The organism is Cellulomonas cellasea (genome assembly GCF_030372105.1).
GTDB classification, from domain to species: domain Bacteria; phylum Actinomycetota; class Actinomycetes; order Actinomycetales; family Cellulomonadaceae; genus Cellulomonas_A; species Cellulomonas_A cellasea_A.
In genome coordinates, this window is record NZ_JAUDBQ010000003.1 from 169166 (window position 1) to 185976 (window position 16811).

At 69.3% G+C, this 16811-nt stretch carries 19 protein-coding genes and 1 tRNA gene; 11 read left to right on the forward strand and 9 right to left on the reverse strand.

Annotation, left to right across the window (positions count from 1 at the left end):
• Positions 1–34: 34 nt before the first annotated feature.
• The 3 genes from QUV83_RS04530 to QUV83_RS04540 form a co-directional block, all read right to left on the reverse strand.
• The gene (locus QUV83_RS04530; protein WP_289562982.1) at positions 35–1414 is read right to left on the reverse strand and encodes an amidohydrolase family protein; all 1380 of its coding nucleotides are present in this window, start codon (positions 1412–1414) and stop codon (positions 35–37) included.
• Entirely contained in the window at positions 1395–1685 is a 291-nt protein-coding gene (locus tag QUV83_RS04535; RefSeq protein ID WP_289562983.1) for an Atu4866 domain-containing protein, read from the reverse strand. Before QUV83_RS04535 ends, QUV83_RS04530 begins: the two co-directional genes overlap by 20 nt.
• A gap of 170 nt (positions 1686–1855) precedes the next feature.
• Positions 1856–2710, reverse strand: coding sequence for a helix-turn-helix domain-containing protein (locus tag QUV83_RS04540; protein ID WP_289562984.1), 855 nt, complete (start codon positions 2708–2710; stop codon positions 1856–1858).
• 144 nt (positions 2711–2854) lie between these two features.
• Here QUV83_RS04540 and QUV83_RS04545 point away from each other — a divergent pair, with 144 nt between their 5' ends.
• The 7 genes from QUV83_RS04545 (at position 2855) to QUV83_RS04575 (ending at position 8301) form a co-directional block, all read left to right on the forward strand.
• On the forward strand, positions 2855–4783 hold the full coding sequence (locus tag QUV83_RS04545) for an FAD-dependent oxidoreductase (protein WP_289562985.1): 1929 nt from the start codon (positions 2855–2857) through the stop codon (positions 4781–4783).
• Between the two features lie 135 nt (positions 4784–4918).
• Positions 4919–5389: a hypothetical protein gene (locus tag QUV83_RS04550; protein ID WP_289562986.1), complete on the forward strand. Its 471-nt coding sequence runs from the start codon at positions 4919–4921 to the stop codon at positions 5387–5389.
• A 124-nt stretch (positions 5390–5513) separates the two neighbouring features.
• Complete coding sequence (locus tag QUV83_RS04555) at positions 5514–5999, forward strand: nucleoside deaminase (protein WP_289562987.1); 486 nt, start codon at positions 5514–5516, stop codon at positions 5997–5999.
• Positions 6000–6156: 157 nt separating this feature from the next.
• Entirely contained in the window at positions 6157–6351 is a 195-nt protein-coding gene (locus QUV83_RS04560) for a helix-turn-helix transcriptional regulator (RefSeq protein ID WP_289562988.1), read from the forward strand.
• Entirely contained in the window at positions 6338–6775 is a 438-nt protein-coding gene (locus QUV83_RS04565; RefSeq protein WP_289562989.1) for a hypothetical protein, read from the forward strand. Before QUV83_RS04560 ends, QUV83_RS04565 begins: the two co-directional genes overlap by 14 nt.
• A 271-nt stretch (positions 6776–7046) precedes the next feature.
• On the forward strand, positions 7047–7628 hold the full coding sequence (locus QUV83_RS04570; protein ID WP_289563069.1) for a dienelactone hydrolase family protein: 582 nt from the start codon (positions 7047–7049) through the stop codon (positions 7626–7628).
• A 166-nt stretch (positions 7629–7794) separates the two neighbouring features.
• The gene (locus QUV83_RS04575; protein ID WP_289562990.1) at positions 7795–8301 is read left to right on the forward strand and encodes a hypothetical protein; all 507 of its coding nucleotides are present in this window, start codon (positions 7795–7797) and stop codon (positions 8299–8301) included.
• Between the two features lie 29 nt (positions 8302–8330).
• On the opposite strand, the gene QUV83_RS04580 is transcribed toward QUV83_RS04575, so the two are convergent.
• The gene (locus QUV83_RS04580; protein ID WP_289562991.1) at positions 8331–9140 is read right to left on the reverse strand and encodes a hypothetical protein; all 810 of its coding nucleotides are present in this window, start codon (positions 9138–9140) and stop codon (positions 8331–8333) included.
• Positions 9141–9273: 133 nt separating this feature from the next.
• Here QUV83_RS04580 and QUV83_RS04585 point away from each other — a divergent pair, with 133 nt between their 5' ends.
• Positions 9274–9588 (forward strand): PadR family transcriptional regulator, encoded by a 315-nt coding sequence (locus QUV83_RS04585; protein ID WP_289562992.1) that lies wholly within the window; start codon positions 9274–9276, stop codon positions 9586–9588.
• Entirely contained in the window at positions 9585–10163 is a 579-nt protein-coding gene (locus QUV83_RS04590; protein WP_289562993.1) for a DUF2314 domain-containing protein, read from the forward strand. Before QUV83_RS04585 ends, QUV83_RS04590 begins: the two co-directional genes overlap by 4 nt.
• A gap of 32 nt (positions 10164–10195) precedes the next feature.
• On the opposite strand, the gene QUV83_RS04595 is transcribed toward QUV83_RS04590, so the two are convergent.
• Positions 10196–10378, reverse strand: a complete 183-nt coding sequence (locus tag QUV83_RS04595; protein ID WP_289562994.1) for a hypothetical protein — start codon at positions 10376–10378, stop codon at positions 10196–10198.
• A 359-nt stretch (positions 10379–10737) separates the two neighbouring features.
• On the opposite strand from QUV83_RS04595, the gene QUV83_RS04600 reads away from it, so the two are divergent.
• On the forward strand, positions 10738–11130 hold the full coding sequence (locus QUV83_RS04600; protein WP_289562995.1) for a dienelactone hydrolase family protein: 393 nt from the start codon (positions 10738–10740) through the stop codon (positions 11128–11130).
• A gap of 77 nt (positions 11131–11207) precedes the next feature.
• On the opposite strand, the gene QUV83_RS04605 is transcribed toward QUV83_RS04600, so the two are convergent.
• Complete coding sequence (locus tag QUV83_RS04605; protein WP_289562996.1) at positions 11208–11798, reverse strand: DUF6518 family protein; 591 nt, start codon at positions 11796–11798, stop codon at positions 11208–11210.
• 100 nt (positions 11799–11898) lie between these two features.
• Between QUV83_RS04605 and QUV83_RS04610 the strand changes: the two genes are divergently transcribed.
• Positions 11899–13293 carry an MFS transporter gene (locus QUV83_RS04610; protein WP_289562997.1) on the forward strand — a complete coding sequence of 465 codons (1395 nt, stop codon included), beginning with the start codon at positions 11899–11901 and terminating at the stop codon, positions 13291–13293.
• 360 nt (positions 13294–13653) lie between these two features.
• On the opposite strand, the gene QUV83_RS04615 is transcribed toward QUV83_RS04610, so the two are convergent.
• The 3 genes from QUV83_RS04615 to QUV83_RS04625 form a co-directional block, all read right to left on the reverse strand.
• On the reverse strand, positions 13654–14982 hold the full coding sequence (locus QUV83_RS04615; RefSeq protein ID WP_289562998.1) for a HEPN domain-containing protein: 1329 nt from the start codon (positions 14980–14982) through the stop codon (positions 13654–13656).
• Between the two features lie 216 nt (positions 14983–15198).
• Positions 15199–16065, reverse strand: coding sequence for a hypothetical protein (locus QUV83_RS04620; RefSeq protein WP_289562999.1), 867 nt, complete (start codon positions 16063–16065; stop codon positions 15199–15201).
• 648 nt (positions 16066–16713) lie between these two features.
• Positions 16714–16787: transfer RNA gene (locus QUV83_RS04625), tRNA-Pro, on the reverse strand.
• Positions 16788–16811: the final 24 nt, after the last annotated feature.

Here is a 16811-nt window from a genome sequence, read left to right on the forward strand (position 1 = left end):
CCTCGGGCGCGACACGACGAGCGCGCTGACCTCCTCAGCCGACTCGTCGGACGATGCGGTCGCGGGAGGCCTCGACATCCTCGACGAGCGCGTCGAGGTCGACGCCGACGATCCGGCCGGCCCACTTGCGGGGGATCCCGTCGACGAGCACCGCCTCGATGTCCCCTGCGGCAGCCCCGAGCACGAGGGCCCCGATCGCGTCGTTGAGCGGCATCATGCCGATCGACTGGGCGTCGACCAGCAGGAGGTCGGCGCGCTTGCCGGGCTCGATCGAGCCGGTGAGGTCGCCGAGCCCGAGGGTGCGGGCCCCCTGGAGGGTGGCGAAGTCGAGCACGTCACGTGTCGTGATGCGCTGGGCGGGGGCGCCCGGCCGGCGCTCGACGGCGCGCATGCGCTGGATGGCCAGCAGCGTGCGCATCTGCGTGAACATGTCGCCGGAGAGCGCCACCTCGACGTCGATGCTCAACCCTGGCCGGATGCCCGCGGCAAGCGCCTCGTCGATGGCCGGGACGCCCGACTCGAGGCCGATCTGCGGCTCGGACGTCGGGGCCAGCGACACCGTGGCCCCAAGGTCGCCCATGGCCTTCCACGCGTCGTCACTCAGCCCGGTGGCATGGATGAGGGTGACGGACGGCCCGAGCAGACCGTCACGGGCCCAATCCAGGATGGCGGCCGACGAGGCGTCCCCGAAGACGGCGTCGATGCTGACACCGATGTCGAGGCCCTGCGCCACAGCGCCGAGCGCGGGCCCGTACGCCAGGCGCTGCCCGGCGATCTCGTCCGTGGCCAACGCCCCCAGCCGCACCGAGAGCCGGCCGCCCGCACTGCCCTGGTACCGGGAGACGACCCGCTCCAGGTCGCCGGGCCACTGCTCGTCCCAGTCGCCGAAGTGCGGGGCCATGGACGCGTGGACCCCGCGGATCCCGCTGTCCGCGAGCGCTTGGATCGCGGCGTCGGTGTGGGCGGCGCTGCGGGAGTTGTGCGAGAAGTCGAGCAGCGTGGTGATGCCGCTGTCGATCGCGCTGAGCGCCGCCAGCCGCGTCCCGACGAGCATGTCCTCGGGCGTGTAGGCCGGGGCGGTACGGGCCAGCGTCGTGGTGACGTAGGACATCAGGTCGGTGACGTCGGGGATGCTGCGGCGCATCTGCGCCTGCCAGGCGTGGCGGTGCGTGTCAACGAAGCCGGGCGCGATGATCCGGCCGCGGGCGTCGACCATCAGAGCCTCGCCGACGAGGCCGGCCAGCTCGGGCTGCCGTCGCAGGTCCTCTCCGACGGCGACGACGGCGCCGTCGTGCACCAGCACGTCGCCCCGCTCGAGGTCGGGGACAGCCTCAGAGCCGGTGATCACGGCGCCGCCGGTGAAGAGGAACGTGGGAGTCGGGGCTGCGGTGAGGTCAGGAAGCGGTGCCGGCATGGCGGGTCCTCTCATCGGTGGTCGTGGTGGAGTCCGACTGTCGGCGCAGCACCATGCCGGCGTGATGGAGCACGCCGTCGATGAAGTCGCCGTCGGCGGTGAACCCGGTGTCGTCGAGGTACTCGATGTGGTCGCCCTCGACCCAGTACTGGCCCCGGTAGGCGTGCTCGCGGTCGCCCCGCGCCTCGTCGTATCGGCCGTCCGGCAGCAGCCGGTGGCGGATGCGCCCGTCGTCGGTCGACCAGAGTCCGGCATAGGGATGTGCGCTCATGTGCGTTCCTTCGCTCGTGGAGGGCTCTGTCGTGCTTGCCATCCACTGTCGCGGGGTCCTGGTCGGTGATGAAGGCCGCGCGCTGCCTGGGAGCGCCGCACCTAGGCTCGCGGCTGCACCCAGGCTCGTGGCCGCACCCAGGCTCGCGGCCGCACCCAGGCTCGCGGCCGCTACGAGGCGGACGAGCGGACGTCGGCCCACCCGGGCGCGCCCGAGGCGGCGATCGTGCCGAGCAGGCTGAGCGCCTCCGCGCTTCGGCTGGCCGGCTCCGCCTGGTAGCAGAGCAGCTGCTGGCCGGGCGCGGCCGCGACGTCGAAGGTGTGCATCGACAGGGTCAGCTCCCCCACGGCGGGGTGCACGAACCGCTTGGTCTCGAGCCGCTTGCCGCGAGCGCGGTTCTCGTTCCACAGGCGGGCGAAGTCGGGGCTGGTCGCCAGCAGCCTGTCGACAACCGCCCGGATCCGCGGATGGTCCGGCGATCGGCCCTCCGCGAGGCGGTACCCGGCGACGGCGTTCGCGGCCGCCGCCTCCCAGTCGGCGTAGAAGCTGCGGGCGGCCGGGTCCAGGAACACCTTCTCCATCAGGTTGCGGCTCACCGGGAATCCGCCGAACAGGGCGTCGCCGAGCCGGTTGCCCGCGATCACGTCGTAGGCGGCGTTGATGACGAGCGCGGGCGTCCCGGGCCAGGAGTCCATGAGGCGCAGCAGCTCGGGGTCGACGCGCTGGGCGAACCGGTCCCCCCGCGGGCGGGGCGCGAGCCCGGCCAGCCGGTACAGGTGCCCGCGTCCGTCGTCGTCCAGGTCGAAGGCTGCGGCGAGCGCGTCGAGGACCTGCCCGGACGGCCCGGACTCCCGGCCCTGCTCGAGCCGGATGTAGTAGTCGACGCTCATGTCGGCGAGCATCGCCACCTCCTCGCGGCGCAGGCCGGGGACGCGTCGGCGCTCGCCGCCGCGCAGGCCCACGCTCGTGGGCGTCGTGGCGTCGCGTCGCGCGCGCAGGAAGTCGGCGAGGGTCGGCGCTGTCATGGCAGCAACCTACGGCGATACGCCCCACATCAGGGAGGGTGCGTCACACCCAGGCAGCCCACACGGACGAAGGTCCGGCCTGACCTGCGGGTACGCCGAGCACGATGAGGAGCATCACGTCCCCCGTTCGCAAAGGCGCACACGATGTCTGACTTCTCGCGGCTCCTCGAGCCGGCACGATGGGGCTCGCTCGAGCTGCCGAACCGCATGTTCATGCCCCCGATGGGCACGCACACCACCCACCCCGACGGCACCATCTCCGACGTGGGGCTCGCCTACTGGCTGGCCCGGGCGCGAGGCGGTGTCGGCCTGCTGATCACCGAGTCCATCCAGACGCAGACGGTCTCGGAGATCGCCAACCCGTCGGTCATCTCGATCTCCGCGGACCACCAGATCGCGCCCCTGCGCGACGCGGTGGCGCAGGTGCACGCGGCGGGCGCGCTCATCGCGGCCAACCTCACCCCGGGCATGGGCCGGGTCATGCCCGTGGGGCCCGACGGCGGCCCGTCGTTCTCCGCCTCCGACAACACGATCCTGGCCGACCCGTCGCAGCGCTGCCGCGAGCTGAGCCTCGACCAGATCGGGGCGATCCTCGAGCAGTTCCGCGCGGCGGTGCGCCGCACGCTGGACTGCGGCTTCGACGCGATCGACCTGCGCGCCCACACCGGGTACCTCACCGACCAGTTCATGTCCTCGACGTGGAACCGCCGCACCGACGAGTACGGCGGCAGCCTCGAGAACCGCCTGCGGTTCCCCACGGACATGATGCGGATCGTGCGCGAGGAGGCGGGCGACGACTTCCCGCTGTCGATGCGCATCACCGTCAGGCACCAGTTCCCGGGCGGCCGCGAGGCGGAGGAGTCCCGCCAGATGGCGCGGATCCTGCAGGACGCCGGGCTGGACGTGCTGCTCGTCGACGCCGGCTCCTACGAGGCCGTCGACTGGTCGTTCCCGTCGTACTACATGGGCGACGGCGTCTACCTGCCCGACGCGGCGGCCGTGAAGCCGGACCTCGACATCCCCGTCGCGGTCTGCGGCAACCTCACCCCCGAGCTCGGCGAGCAGGCGCTGCGGGACGGCGTCGCGGACTTCATCGGCTTCGGGCGCATGCTCATCGCCGACCCGGACCTGCCCGCCAAGGTGCGCGCCGGACGCGCGTCCACTGTGCGCCCGTGCATCCGCTGCAACGAGCTGTGCATCGGGAACGTCGTGCGCGGCGCCGGTGTCGAGTGCTCCGTGAACCCGCAGGCCGGCCACGAGACCGACCGGGTCCTGCTGCCGGCTCCCACCCGTCGCCGGGTCACCGTGGTCGGGGCCGGTCCCGCCGGGCTGGAGGCCGCCCGTGTCGCCGCATCCCGCGGGCACGACGTCGACGTGTACGAGCGCACCGACGCCATCGGCGGGGTGCTCGAGCCCGCCGCGACACCCGACTTCAAGCGCGAGCTGCACCGGATGATCGACTGGTGGCGCGGCGAGCTCGACGAGCTGGGCGTGCGCGTCCACCTCGACCACGAGGTCGGGCCCGACTCCCCCGAGATCCTGGAGGCGGACGCCGTGGTGGTCGGCTCCGGCTCCACCCCCGTGGTGCCGGGCATCCCGGGAATCGACGCGCCAGGGGTGGTCGACGTGCTCGCCTTCCACCGCGGGGCGCCCGTGGGCAAGCGCGTGGTGGTGTGCGGCGGCGGGCTCTCCGGCGTGGACTCCGCACTCGAGCTCGCGCGCGACGGCCACCAGGTGACGGTCGTCGAGATGGCGGAGGCGATCGCCCCCACCATGGTCGTCTACAACCGGGTCGCCCTGCTGCGGCAGCTCGCCGAGCAGGGGGTGCGGGTGCTCACCGGCCACGTGGTCACAGCCGTCGAGCCCGGCGCGGTCCAGGTCAAGGGGCCCGACGGCGAGGAGCGCATCGAGGCGGACACCGTCATCACGGCGTTCGGGGTGCGCTCGAACACGACGCTCGCGGACGCCCTGGCAGGCCGGGTCGCCGAGCTGCACGTCGTCGGCGACGCGGTCCAGCCCGCGAAGGTCGCGGAGGCCGTGCACATGGGGTTCCAGGCGGGCATGGCCATCTGACGCGGCGAGGCCCGGGCCAGTGGGTCCGGGCCTCGTTGTCGCCTGTGCGCGACACGGCGCGTCGGCGCCAGGCGACCTGACATCTCGCCTGGGGCCGGCAGCAGCCAGCCCGGCGCCGTCCCTAGCGTCGGTGGCATGACAGAGCACACTCTCACCCCGACACGCACCGCCCCGGACCGTCAGCCCCGCTTCGGCATGCCGCTCGTCGCCATGGCGGGACTCGCGCTCCTGGGCCTGCCCCGAGTCATCCTCCACGACCTCCACGTGATTGACGAGGGCACGCTCCTGACCGCCCTGCTGGCCATCGGCCCCGTCCTCGTGTGGATCGCCGTCACAGTCCTGCGGCACTCGCCACGGCCGTTCCTCACCGTCCTCCTGACTGGTGTGATGTTCGGCGTGATGCTGGTGATCACCCACCAGCTCCTGTGGGACACCGCCTTCGAGGGCGCGCCTCCGGCCATCGGCACGGGCGAGGCCAGCACGCTCATCCCCCGCCTCGCCGCCATCCCCAGCGGACTGGTCACCGGCACGGCGATCGGCGCGATCGGCGGCCTCGTCGCCTGGGGCGCCACCGCCGTCCGCAGGCGGGCCCCTGGAACGGGCTAACCCGAGCCGCCTCGACCTGCACGAGCCGACGAGCCCGGTGGATCACCTCCACCGGGCTCCCTCACGCGTGGGCGCCCAGCGCGCCCCGTCGTGTCCGCCGCGCCGCTCGGGCGAAGATGACCCGATGAGCATCACAGCGATTGACTTGAATCACCTGCGCCGCTGCGTCGACCTGGCCAGGGAGGCGCTCGAGGACGGCGACGAGCCCTTCGGCTCCGTGCTGGTCTCGGCCACAGGCGAGACGCTGTTCGAGGACCGCAACCGGGTCAAGGACGGCGACCAGACCCGCCACCCCGAGTTCGAGATCTCCCGCTGGGCCGCCGCCCACCTGTCCCCCGCCGATCGCGCGTCGGCGACGGTCTACACCTCCGGCGAGCACTGCCCGATGTGCGCGGCGAGCCACGGCTGGGTGGGCCTCGGGCGGATCGTCTACGTGGCGTCCTCGAAGCAGCTCACCTCGTGGCTCACGGAGTGGGGCTGCCCCGCCGGGCCCGTGGCGCCGCTGCCGATCATGCAGGTCGTCCCGGGCGCCGTGGTCGACGGCCCGGCCGACGAGCTCACGGAGGAGATCAAGGCGCTGCACCGCGGACGGTTCCCGCACCTCGCCTGACCCGGCCTGCCCGCGTCGGTCTCCCAGGGGGTCGGCGCGGGCCGGTGGCCGGCCACGCCGGTTCGGGACGGCGTGCAGGTCAAGTTTGCTTGACATGGACGTCGGCGGACCGCCATCCTGATGTCAAGGGTCCTTGACATCCACCAGGAGGCGCCTCATGAGGAACAGCGTCTCCGAGATGCGTGCGGCGGCCGGCCTCACCCAGTCCGAGCTCGCGAGGCGGCTCGATGTCTCCCGCCAGACGGTCATCTCGATCGAACGCGGCCGCTACGACCCCTCGCTCCCCTTGGCGTTCCGGATCGCCCGACTCTTCGGGCGCACGATCGAGGAGGTCTTCCATGTCGACGACTGACAGCTCGCACGCTTCCCCGCACGGTCACACAGCCCTCGCGGCGCGCCTCGCTGCAGTCCTCGTCACGGCGGCAGCGCTCATCGCCACCCTCGAGCGCTGGGGCCCGGGGAATCTCGGGCGCGGGGTCGCCGTGGGCTGCCTGATTGGCGCGGCGCTCGGCGGAGTCGCCCTCTGGCGCGGGACGGGCCGGCCCGACAGCGCAACGCCAGGCGACCGGCTGTGCGCGGGCTCCGGCGACGAGCGCGACCATGCCATCGCCACCCGGGCGTTCGCCGTCGTCGGGGTCAGCGCGCTGCCGCTGACCTCGGCCGCCACTCTCGCGATCAGCCTCGGCGCACCGGTCGCCCCGAGTCTCTTCTTCCTCGTTGTCGCCCAGCTCGCCTTCGGATATGGCGCGTTCGCGCTCGTGACCCGGAGCGCCTAGCGCACGTGCCGGGGCACACCTGGGCGACAAGCCGGCGAATCTCCCGGGGCGAGCTCGGCGAGCCCAGCGGCCATGCCGATCCAGGAGAGCACTGTTGCGGCGATCGCCCCGTGATCGTCGTGCCGTGGCGCCCGACTCGACATCCCGGCTCGACGGGGAGAGGGTGGACGGAATCCGGTATGAGCGGTTCGGGCTGATCGCCGCAAACAGATCCGGATGCCGCCCCGGGGGGTCCGTCGTGAACCTGGAGATCGAAACCGGGCGGGGAAAGATGCCCGCCTACTGTGCGGTTCCGGGGACGCCGCCGCCGTGGCCCGGGGTGGTGGTCATCCACGACTTCACGGGGATGAGCCATGACCTGCGCTCCCAAGCCGACTGGCTGGCGGGCGAGGGGTATCTGGCCGTCGCGCCCGACCTGTACTACTGGGGCAGCCGCCTGGGCTGTCTCCGCACCGTCATGCGGGATCTCGGCAAACGCCGCGGGCGGTCCTTCGACGACATCGAAGCGGCCCGAGGATGGCCTCGAGACCACCATGAGTGCACCCGCCGGATCGGGGTCATCGGCTTCTGCATGGGCGGTGGGTACGCAATCGCGTTGGCCGCCGCACTGGCGCGTAAAAGGCGTACTACAAGCCCGAGCCGCCCAGCTGCCCGGGCTGCGCCCGGACGGGGCCGAGCCGCGCGCGGACGGCTCGGGGCGGCTCCGGCGGCTCGACACGCCGTTTGCGCTGAACAGACCCCCCCAGCCGCCCGACTTCCGAGCCGTCAGGCGCGGCCCCTGAGAGCCCGAGCCGAGCCGCCCCCCTCTACGGGGCGGCTCGGCGGCTCGGCCGGAGCGGTGGTGTTGGTATGACCACATTGAGGGGCGGTGCTGGGAAGCCGGGCGTGCGGCCGCTGCGGTGCACACTCTCGACGCGCGGGCGCGTAACGCGCGCATGAGAGTGAGCCCGACGGGTTACGGCGTTCTCTACGTTGAAGCGCGCACGTGGACCGGCGCGGGCCGTGCAAGATGGGCTGCTATGGCCCCAGACCCGATCGTGATCGTTACCGGTGACGGCCCGACACTCACAGACTGGATCCAGGCCGGAGCATCGGTGCTCTCAGTGATCGTTGCGGCGGCAGCGGCGCTGCTTGGTTCGTCCGCTCGGCGGGCAGGGAAGCGAGCCGAGCGTTCCGGCCGCGAGGCCGTCGAGTGGGCGGTCAGCGCGGGCAACGACGAAGTGAACTCACGTCTCAGGGCGGAAGGAAAGACGGTGTGGCAGATAAGCTCAGAGGGCAAGAACACACGCGTGTTCACGAACACCGGTGGCCAGGACGTCAAACTGGTGAAGGTCACTGACGTCACCCGGCCCGGAGAGCAGGGAGCGGCAATGGTGCTCCCTGGCTACGAGGACACGCACATATCGCCCGGCAACGGCTTCAAGGTCATCGTCGAACGCTCGTTGGCGGACCCTGCCGTGTCCAAAGTGGAAGTTACGTGGGAGGAGGGCGCGCGCACTGTCACGCAGGTCTACGCGGTGTCATGATCGTGCCGCTCAGCGATGCGCGCCTGCCCTTATCGGTAGAGCGAGTTGATCCCGCCCCAACGCTCCGATCTGCGTCGATCCTCATCGCCAGGAAGAGAGAGGATGGATGCTGGCGTCATCGCTTGTTCGACAACCCACAGCAGTCCATCCGCATCAACGTCAATGGCGACGACGCGCCGGCCATTCGGAGATGCCGCCTCCGGCGACGCACGCAGGTGGGCCGGCGTGGGATACCAGTCGGTCCAGCGGCGGCGTGAGTTGCCGCGTAGCACTGCCCCGTCGTCACTGTTGATCATGAAGCCCGGTTGCTTCCTCCCGATGTGAACCGTAGTTCCAGCGTGGCTCAGGGTGATCCAGTCGTCGTGAGTGTTCGCGGGGTACCAGCCCATCGGCACCTGCGAGAAGGTCAGTTCGAAGTCGTTGGCCCAACCATCCAGGTGTGGAGGCAGCGCGATCCTCGCACTGCTGGGCATTTGTGGTGGTGGAGCCGGACGACTCGACAGGCGGCTCGCCGCATATGTCACGCGTAGCCGGAGAACCAGATCTCCCTGGTCGGTTCGTTGCCCCTTGAACCGCAGCGGCCAACCATCCCGAGGCGGGATGAGTGCAACCCGTTCCGTGCCGTGCAGCCCGCCTCCACTGTTGACGGGTTCGATTCGATAGTGCTCCTTTCCGGGGTGCCGCGGGTCACGGCCGTGGAGGCTGACTTTGAGCCCTCCCAGATCTTCATTCGTGAGGTAAAACGAAGTCCTGTGCGCCCAGAAGTGCCAAGCCGTCGACATCTGCTGTTCGTCGGCTCCAACGAACACGTAGCACCGGAAGCGCTTCTTGCTGCTCACATACCGAGCCTACGGAAGAGTTGGGCAACGACGGGAGGGCCGGCTGGGTTGGGATCGCAGACGACCGGTTGGCTCGGTGTCACTGGCGCGCCGCCCCTTGACCACCCAGTCCTACCTATGTAGCTTTATACCTATGAAGGTCACTCATGCGCTGGTGCTCGTGTCGCTCGCGCTCCTGGACATGGATCGAGAGGGTGACGGTCGCGTGTGGGGCTACGCGCTGTCCAAGCGGTCCGGAGTGCGGTCGGGGGTCCTCTACCCGCAGCTCGACCGGATGATGAGCGAGGGCTGGCTGGATGATCACTGGGAGGAACGCGCTGAGGGCCAGAAGCGCCCGCCTCGCCGGTACTACACGCTCACCGACGCTGGGCGCAGGGAACTTGGCGCTGTCATCGCGCGGGCCGAAAGCCAGCCCCGGTTCCAGTCGATGAAGGTGGCGTTCGCATGATTGGAGACCTCATCGGGGCGCCGGGAGCGCTCGGGGCGTTCGCGCTCGCGGTGCTCATCTTCGGGTTCGCCCCTGGCATAGTGCTTGCGGCGATCGTGCGGCTGATCCCCGACATAGACCGACGACTCGAACTGCAGGCCGAGCTGTACGAGGTCCCCCGCTGGGAGCGGCCGTTCTGGGTCGCCCAGCAGTTCGAGGTTGCGCTCAGGGTCGGGCTTGCTCCGCGTGTCGAATGGTACTGGGGGCGCCACGTCTGGCACCGCAGCAAGTTGGACTCGGGGCTTAAGCGTCACCGGCAGTACCCGGACTCGTTCTGGGTCCCGGACGACGAGGACAAGGCGGACGTCCGACCTGGCGACCTGGTGAAGCTGATGTGGTCAGTCGAACGGTTCCCGGGCGAGCGGATGTGGGTCAGGGTGACGAAGCGCAACGGCAACCGGCTACTCGGCACGCTTGAGAACTGGCCGATCTACGTCTACATGCACCCCGGTGAGAAGGTGTCGTTCCACATCGACGACATCATCGACTGCATGTTCGAGGATACGGAGGTCGAGGTCTCGGCCGAGGTCGCCTAAGCCCTCCCGAGCACCCCACGCACGGTTGCCGGTCACCAGCGCCCGCCCGTGGCGGTGGGCACGCCTTCGGCGGTGAGCGTGGCGCAGATGACCGCGAGACCGCTGCCTCCGGCGCGCAACTCGCGGATGCGGGCCTCTGTCGCCGGGCTCAGGGACCGGGGCCGTCCGGGGCTCTGACGCTTCCTCTCGCGGGCCTCGGGGCTGATCTTGGCCATGCCTTCGCGCGTCCGCTCCCGATCCGCTTCCGCTCCATCTCGGCGAACACGCACGTCACCTGAGCCATAGCCGCGCCAGTCGTGGTGCTGGTGTCAATGCCCAGGTCCAGGCAGATGACAGCCCAACACTGCTCGGTCGCCGTCTCTGGCAGCTTGCGTAAAAGCCCATCGCGGCCGTCGTTGAGGATGCGCGCCCAGTCGGTCTTGCGGCACGGGGTTTGGTCGCGCTGGTGTCGTTGTCCTGGTAGACGCCCGCGACGGCCCACCCCTTGACCAGTGCTGTGCACCGCCGAACCTGATCTGTGACGCCTTCCTGAACGAAGGCGGACTGGCGCGCGTACACCGCTACCCGAGTTGTCATGCCAAAAGTACGCCTTTCGGGTACTTCTGCGGCGAAACACGGCTGCTCCGGTGCCAGCGTGAACTACGGAGGCTGTCCGTCCGACGCCGAGGAGTGGATCTCGCAGGCATGCCCGATCGTGGGGAGCTACGGCGGCTCGGACAACTCGCCGCTCGGCTGGCGGGCCGGTGAGCGGCTCGACCGATTGCTCACCGAGCTCGACGTCCCGCACGACATCAAGGTCTATCCCGGCGCCGGGCACGGCTTCATGAACGACCACGACCCTGGCGACCAGACGTTACTGCTGAGGTTCCTGGCGCGGGTCTCGGGAACCGAGTACGACGAGGCCGCCACCCGAGACGCCAGACGGCGGACCATCGAGTTCTTCGACTGCGATCTCAAGGGCACATGAACCCGGGGCCAGTCGAGTGGGTTGTCGGGTGACCTCACGGGAGGAGGCGGACCGATCGGGCGAGCGCTGGCCCAGGCTCAGCCCGCGACAACCCCCAGCACGGCATGCCCGGCCGCGCCTGCCAGTAGCAGGGGCACGAGCCACGCCGCCATGCGGCCGTACTGGGCCCGATGCCTCCCGAGCGCGAGCGCGAGGACCACGGCGATGACGCCGAACAGCACGGCGCTCGACGTGTAGCCGAGGCGGAGCTGGTATGCGATTACCGCCTCGCTGGCCCACGCGGCGACCAGGGCGGCGGCCCCGAGGCCGGACGGGCGGCCACGGCGCCAGGCGTGCCCGGCTGCGCCGAACAGCGGGCCTCCGACGATGGCACACACGGCCCACATCGCCACCCACCCGAGATTGACACCGAAGCCCCGAGCCTCGGCGGTGGCGTAGTAGCCGACCACCTGCATGAGCGTCGCGGCCAGGCCGGCCCACGTCGCGGCGGAGAGCCTGCGCTGGAGGGCGCCGGCAGCGAAGGCCGTCGTTAGCCACGGGCTGACCGCGTTGACGAGGGCGAGCCAGGGGAAGTCCGCGCTCGTTTGGAGCAGCGAGGTGAGCGACCCGACACCGAGTCCTATTCCGAGGGGCGCGAGACCGGCGACGAGGGCAGAGCGCTGTGGCATCCGGGAAGTGTAATGGCCGCCACACACCCACTTCCCGTACATGAATGTCTGAGTTACCGTGAGAGAAACCCGGACGCGGCCGTACGACTTAGGAGGAGCGATGGCGACCACGAGGACGCAGGCGGTGGCCCGCGAAGGGGTCTACCCGAAGCGCTGGCTCGCGCTCGCGCTGCTGGGCATCGCGCAGTTCATGCTGATCCTGGACGTCACGGTCGTGGCGATCGCCCTGCCGCAGATGAGCGCCGACCTCGACCTGACACGCGAGGTGGCGACCTGGGTAGTCGCCGCCTACACCCTCACCTTCGGCGGGCTCATGCTGCTGGGCGGGCGCAGCGCGGACCTGTTCGGCTCCAAGCCGATCGTCTACGCCGGGCTGCTCACCTTCACGGCCGGCTCGCTGCTGGCGGGAGTCGCCGACAACGGCACCGCGCTGCTCGCCGGCCGCGTCGCCCAAGGCCTCGCCGCGGCGATGCTCTCGCCAGCCGCGCTCTCGGTGGTGGTGCGGCTGTTCACCGGCGACGAGCGCAACCGAGCCCTGGGCATCTGGTCCGCCCTCGGCGGCGGCGGCGCGGCCGTCGGCGTGCTGCTGGGCGGGCTCATCACCGCCGGCCCGGGCTGGCCGTGGGTGTTCTTCCTCAACATCCCCCTCGGCCTGATCGTGCTGGCCGCGCTCCCCCGAGTCCTCCCGCCACTGCCGCCCGCCGCTGGCCCGCGGCCCGCGCTCGACGTCCTGGGCGTTCTGCTGGTGACCGGGGCGACGGGCTCGGCGATCTACGCGTTGACCACCGCGGGCGAGGCGGGATGGGCGGACGCGCAGACGCTCCTCGCGGCCGGAGCCGCAGTGCTGCTGTACCTGCTGTTCGGCTGGCGCCAGAAGACCGCGGCCTCCCCGCTCATGGACCTCGGACTGCTGACCCGCCGCCCCGTGGGCGCGGGAGTGTTCGTGATCCTCATCGCCACCGCCCTGATGGTCGCCGTGTTCTTCCTCGGCACCTTCTTCTTCCAGCAGTCCGCCGGACACGGACCGCTGACGACCGGCGTGCTGTTCCTGCCGATCGCGGTGGCCACCATGGCGGGCGCGAGCCTCGGCGGACGCCTGATCGCCCGCATGGGCGCTCGGACCCTGGGGGCACTGGGCATGATGATCGCCGCCGCCGGCCTGCTCGTGCCAGCCATGTGGCCGCACACGGCAGCGATCACCATCGGGGTCAGCTTCGGGGCCCTCGGCATCGGCGCCCTGTTCGTGGTGGCGTCGGCCACGGCCCTCGGCCAGATCGGCCCTGAGGAGGCGGGGATCGCCTCAGGCCTGCTCAGCACCTTCCACGAGTTCGGCGCCTCCATCGGCGTCGCCACCGCGTCCAGCATCGCCGCGCTCAGCCTGGTCGCAGGCGGCGACACCGGGTTCCAACAGGCCTTCGGCTTCGCCGCGGGGGCTGCCGCCGTCGCCGCGGTCGTGTCGCTCGTCGTGATCCCGCGCCGACCGAGGGCCGCCTAGCCACGCCGTTCTGGCAGCCCTTCGGTATGCCCCGGACACGACAAAGCCCTGGCGAGAGGAACTCTCACCAGGGCTTTTCTGTCGGGCTGACGGGACTTGAACCTGCGACCCTCTCATTCCGCAGCTTTACGCACGCCACCATCGAAGTACGTCCGGCTGAAATCCGCAACGCGGAGTACATGCAGGACTGCCGTGAACACCGACGGCCCGGACAACTACTATTCTGCCCCCGCGGTGGCGAGAACTGCCTATTCTGACCTGGCCGTCCGAGAGGGGGCCCCGCTGCGGGGTGATAAGCGCTCTCGAGCGCGTCATCTCAGAACCGAGACACGCCCTACGGATACTCTAGGCACGCGGTCGTCAGTCACGATTCACGTACGGACGGCACTGCGGGTCGCGCGCGAGCCTCACCTTCACAACATCCTCTGGTGTCCCCAACTCGATCGCGACCCAAGCGCGGACGACCATGACGCTCGTGCGCCATGCGTTAAGCACGTCGACAGGGTTCGGCTCCGCGCGGTTCGCATGCTTCAATCCGTTGTACGCCGCGGCCGTGTCTGTTGCCCATCCGGGACCATCGAACGGCAAACAGTCACCTAGATCGGCAAGGATACGCACGAACCGCTCCTGTAATGTCGCCCTTCTCGCGTCCCGTTCAGAATTTCCGTCGCGTACTATGAGCAGATAGCCGAGGGCCTCCAGGCCTGGCCCAGTATGCGCGAGCATCGTGCTCGGCGACGCCTTTCGAATATCGAGTCCGGAAATAACCGGATCGAGGGCACGAGCGAACGCGTCTCGCAATGTAATCCAGCGCACGATTCCCTCCTCCTTCAACTCAGCGAAGGTCAGTAGGTGATCGCGATAGCCGGAGGGTGGCGCGGCGAGAGTATCGTCGGGAACGACGACATCCCGCCACTGCTCACCGTGCTCTCTGCCGTCCAGAGTGCGCAGTGGATCTTCCCTGTGCATAGCACGTCTCACGACGCACGACTCGGGATTCCATCGTGACAGCACGAGAAGATCGCGGACCGCCCGGTGGAGCTGCTCGTGCTCGTCCCAACCGCGCGGATCCTCGCTTCCCGTGACGCAGTGGACAAGATCAAGGACCACCCGTCGGTCTCCGCCGTCCTCGTGAGCGATACGCCAGCCTGGCCGAAACCGCAGTGAGAAGCCATCAAATTCGCCGACATCAATGTCGAGCGTGCGCTTGGATGATAAGCATATCCCGCGGTGACCGCCCGACCAGTCATGCTCCTCTTGCCAAGAAGTGATTCCAAGCCACGCGCGCAGCCCGGAGATCTCTGTCTGCATGCCATGAGGTCGCTCAAACTCGACGTTCCGCCCCACGCCGATGATTGCAGCGCGAGCCCAAAGGGTACCGCTCCCCGGGCCCAGCACGTTGCTGTGATACCCGCGGGGGAAGCAACGAATGAGCAGAACGACGCCGTGCGAGTCATGGAACTGCACCCTCTTCGGTGCCGGCAGAGAACCTGGCTGCGGCGGGGTCTCGATATGGCCGTCATCCCTTAGGAACCACTGCGCATACGGGCTCTCCGGATCCGACCAGGGCACTAAGACGCTGATCCCCTTATCGGACCGCTCGAGAGTGACCTTGACCTCCGGTGTGTCCTGTTGGAAGTCGATAAGGTCGCCTACACGACGCGTTCCCATCTCCAACTCGTTCGGCATTGGTTCCACCTCCGGTCCCGCGATGCTCGACCTGCGACGCAAGCTGGGCTCACATAGGCCGCAGTGTAGACGGCAGCATGGACTCCAGAACCCGCAATCGACACTGCCAGAGGAGCAGAAAAGGAACGCTCCCGCTATGGATCGCGCTGTAATGCGCCCCCGGCGGCAGACCGGCATATTGGTTGAGCGGGCCTTCGCCATGCCTGGAGTGGCGCGCTACAAGACGAAGCCGCTCAGGTGACTCAGGTTGATCGAGTGCGATTCCGTGAACTCCTGCCCGCGCTCTGTCCAGGTGAAGGTGACCTCACTGTGCTTCGCGATGCTGGGAGGCAGGTCCACGAACGGGATGCTCCAACCCGATCCGCCCGCGATGTTGACACCGGGGTGCTTGTCCAACGAAGGCAAGTGGTACCCGTCTGCTACCTGCTTCGACGACAAGGAGACTCTCACGTCCCGCGCCGTCCCTGTTCCAGAGTTGCGGACGACCAACTCGGCCTGCCCGTCGACGAGTCGCGGGCAGTCGCTCGCCGTGAGATCGGCTTTAGGCCCTAAGTCACCAGCGGGCACGAAGCTAGTTGCCTTAATCTCGTCGACGTCCTTCTCGATCGCAGCGCGAACCTTCTCGCGCAGGTCTTCGATCGAGTTGTAGCCGCCGACCAGCCCGTCGTCACACAGCAGCCTCCGCGCGCCCCGGAGCGACGCGAGCTGCGCTTCGTCGACGTTCTGTGGGTGCGACATATTCGAGAAGTACACGTGCACAGGCATGCCCGCCGCGTCGGCCCGCTTGATCTCCTCCATCGTCCCCGACGCGAACTCCCGCGTCGGCTGACCGAGCCTCGAACGGAACACCGCCACCAGGATGTCTGCGTCATCCAGTCCCTGGGCGTTTATAACGTCCTGCCCACTGCCTCCAAGCTCCGGCACCGCGTGCCGTTCCCACATCCAGGCCAGTAGCACGACCCCGGACTGCATCGCGCGGTCACCGTTCCACCGGTCGAGCACATCGGCAATTGCCGCGCGTTCCTCGATCGCGTCACCCGGAGAAGCGACCATGACACGCACGGCGATGGCAGGAAACGTCATACTCACATGGTAGAAGCGCGCGATGGTGCAACCAACCACCTCGCCCCGCTGTCATCGCGGTCGGACATGTCCAGCAGCCTGCGACGGCTGCGTTGCCAGCCGAACCCGAGCGCCTTCGATCCTGAGAGCACCGGCGGTACGCCGATCCCCCAAGTTGCTCGGAGCACTTCACATCACGCCAACATTCACCCCGCGCAGAACGCGCTCGCGCTCATCACGGATCGAGCGCGGTCCACCAGCCGGCGCTTGGTCGACTCGAAGCAAGTCTTGGCCGAGGCGAGGGCCGATCTCGAGCGAGCGATGGCTCTGCGGGCCCGCGTTCATTGGCTCAGTCGCGCTCCTTGGGCAGAACACGCGGGCTCTCGTTCCGACGCTCAGGGTCAGGTCGCCGGCAGGGGTGCACGCCTCGAAAAGCACTGTCCTGAATCTGGTTCGCGGTTGGAGCTAGTGCCACTTCCATACGGCGCCACTCTCGGCCGACCGCGGCCGTTCTGGGCCCGCACTCTGGACCGAGCCCTGGCCGGGGACGGCGGCACCGAGTCACTCGTCGAGGCGCGCGAGCACCTAAAGGCATGCTGGTGGCTAATGGGCGACCCCGTATACAACTGCAGGTCAGAAGCTCGTAAGCTCCTGACCTGCAGTTCTCTGTCGGGCTGACAGGATTTGAACCTGCGACCCCTTGACCCCCAGTCAAGTGCGCTACCAAGCTGCGCCACAGCCCGAACGTTCCCGTGGGAACACGGAGA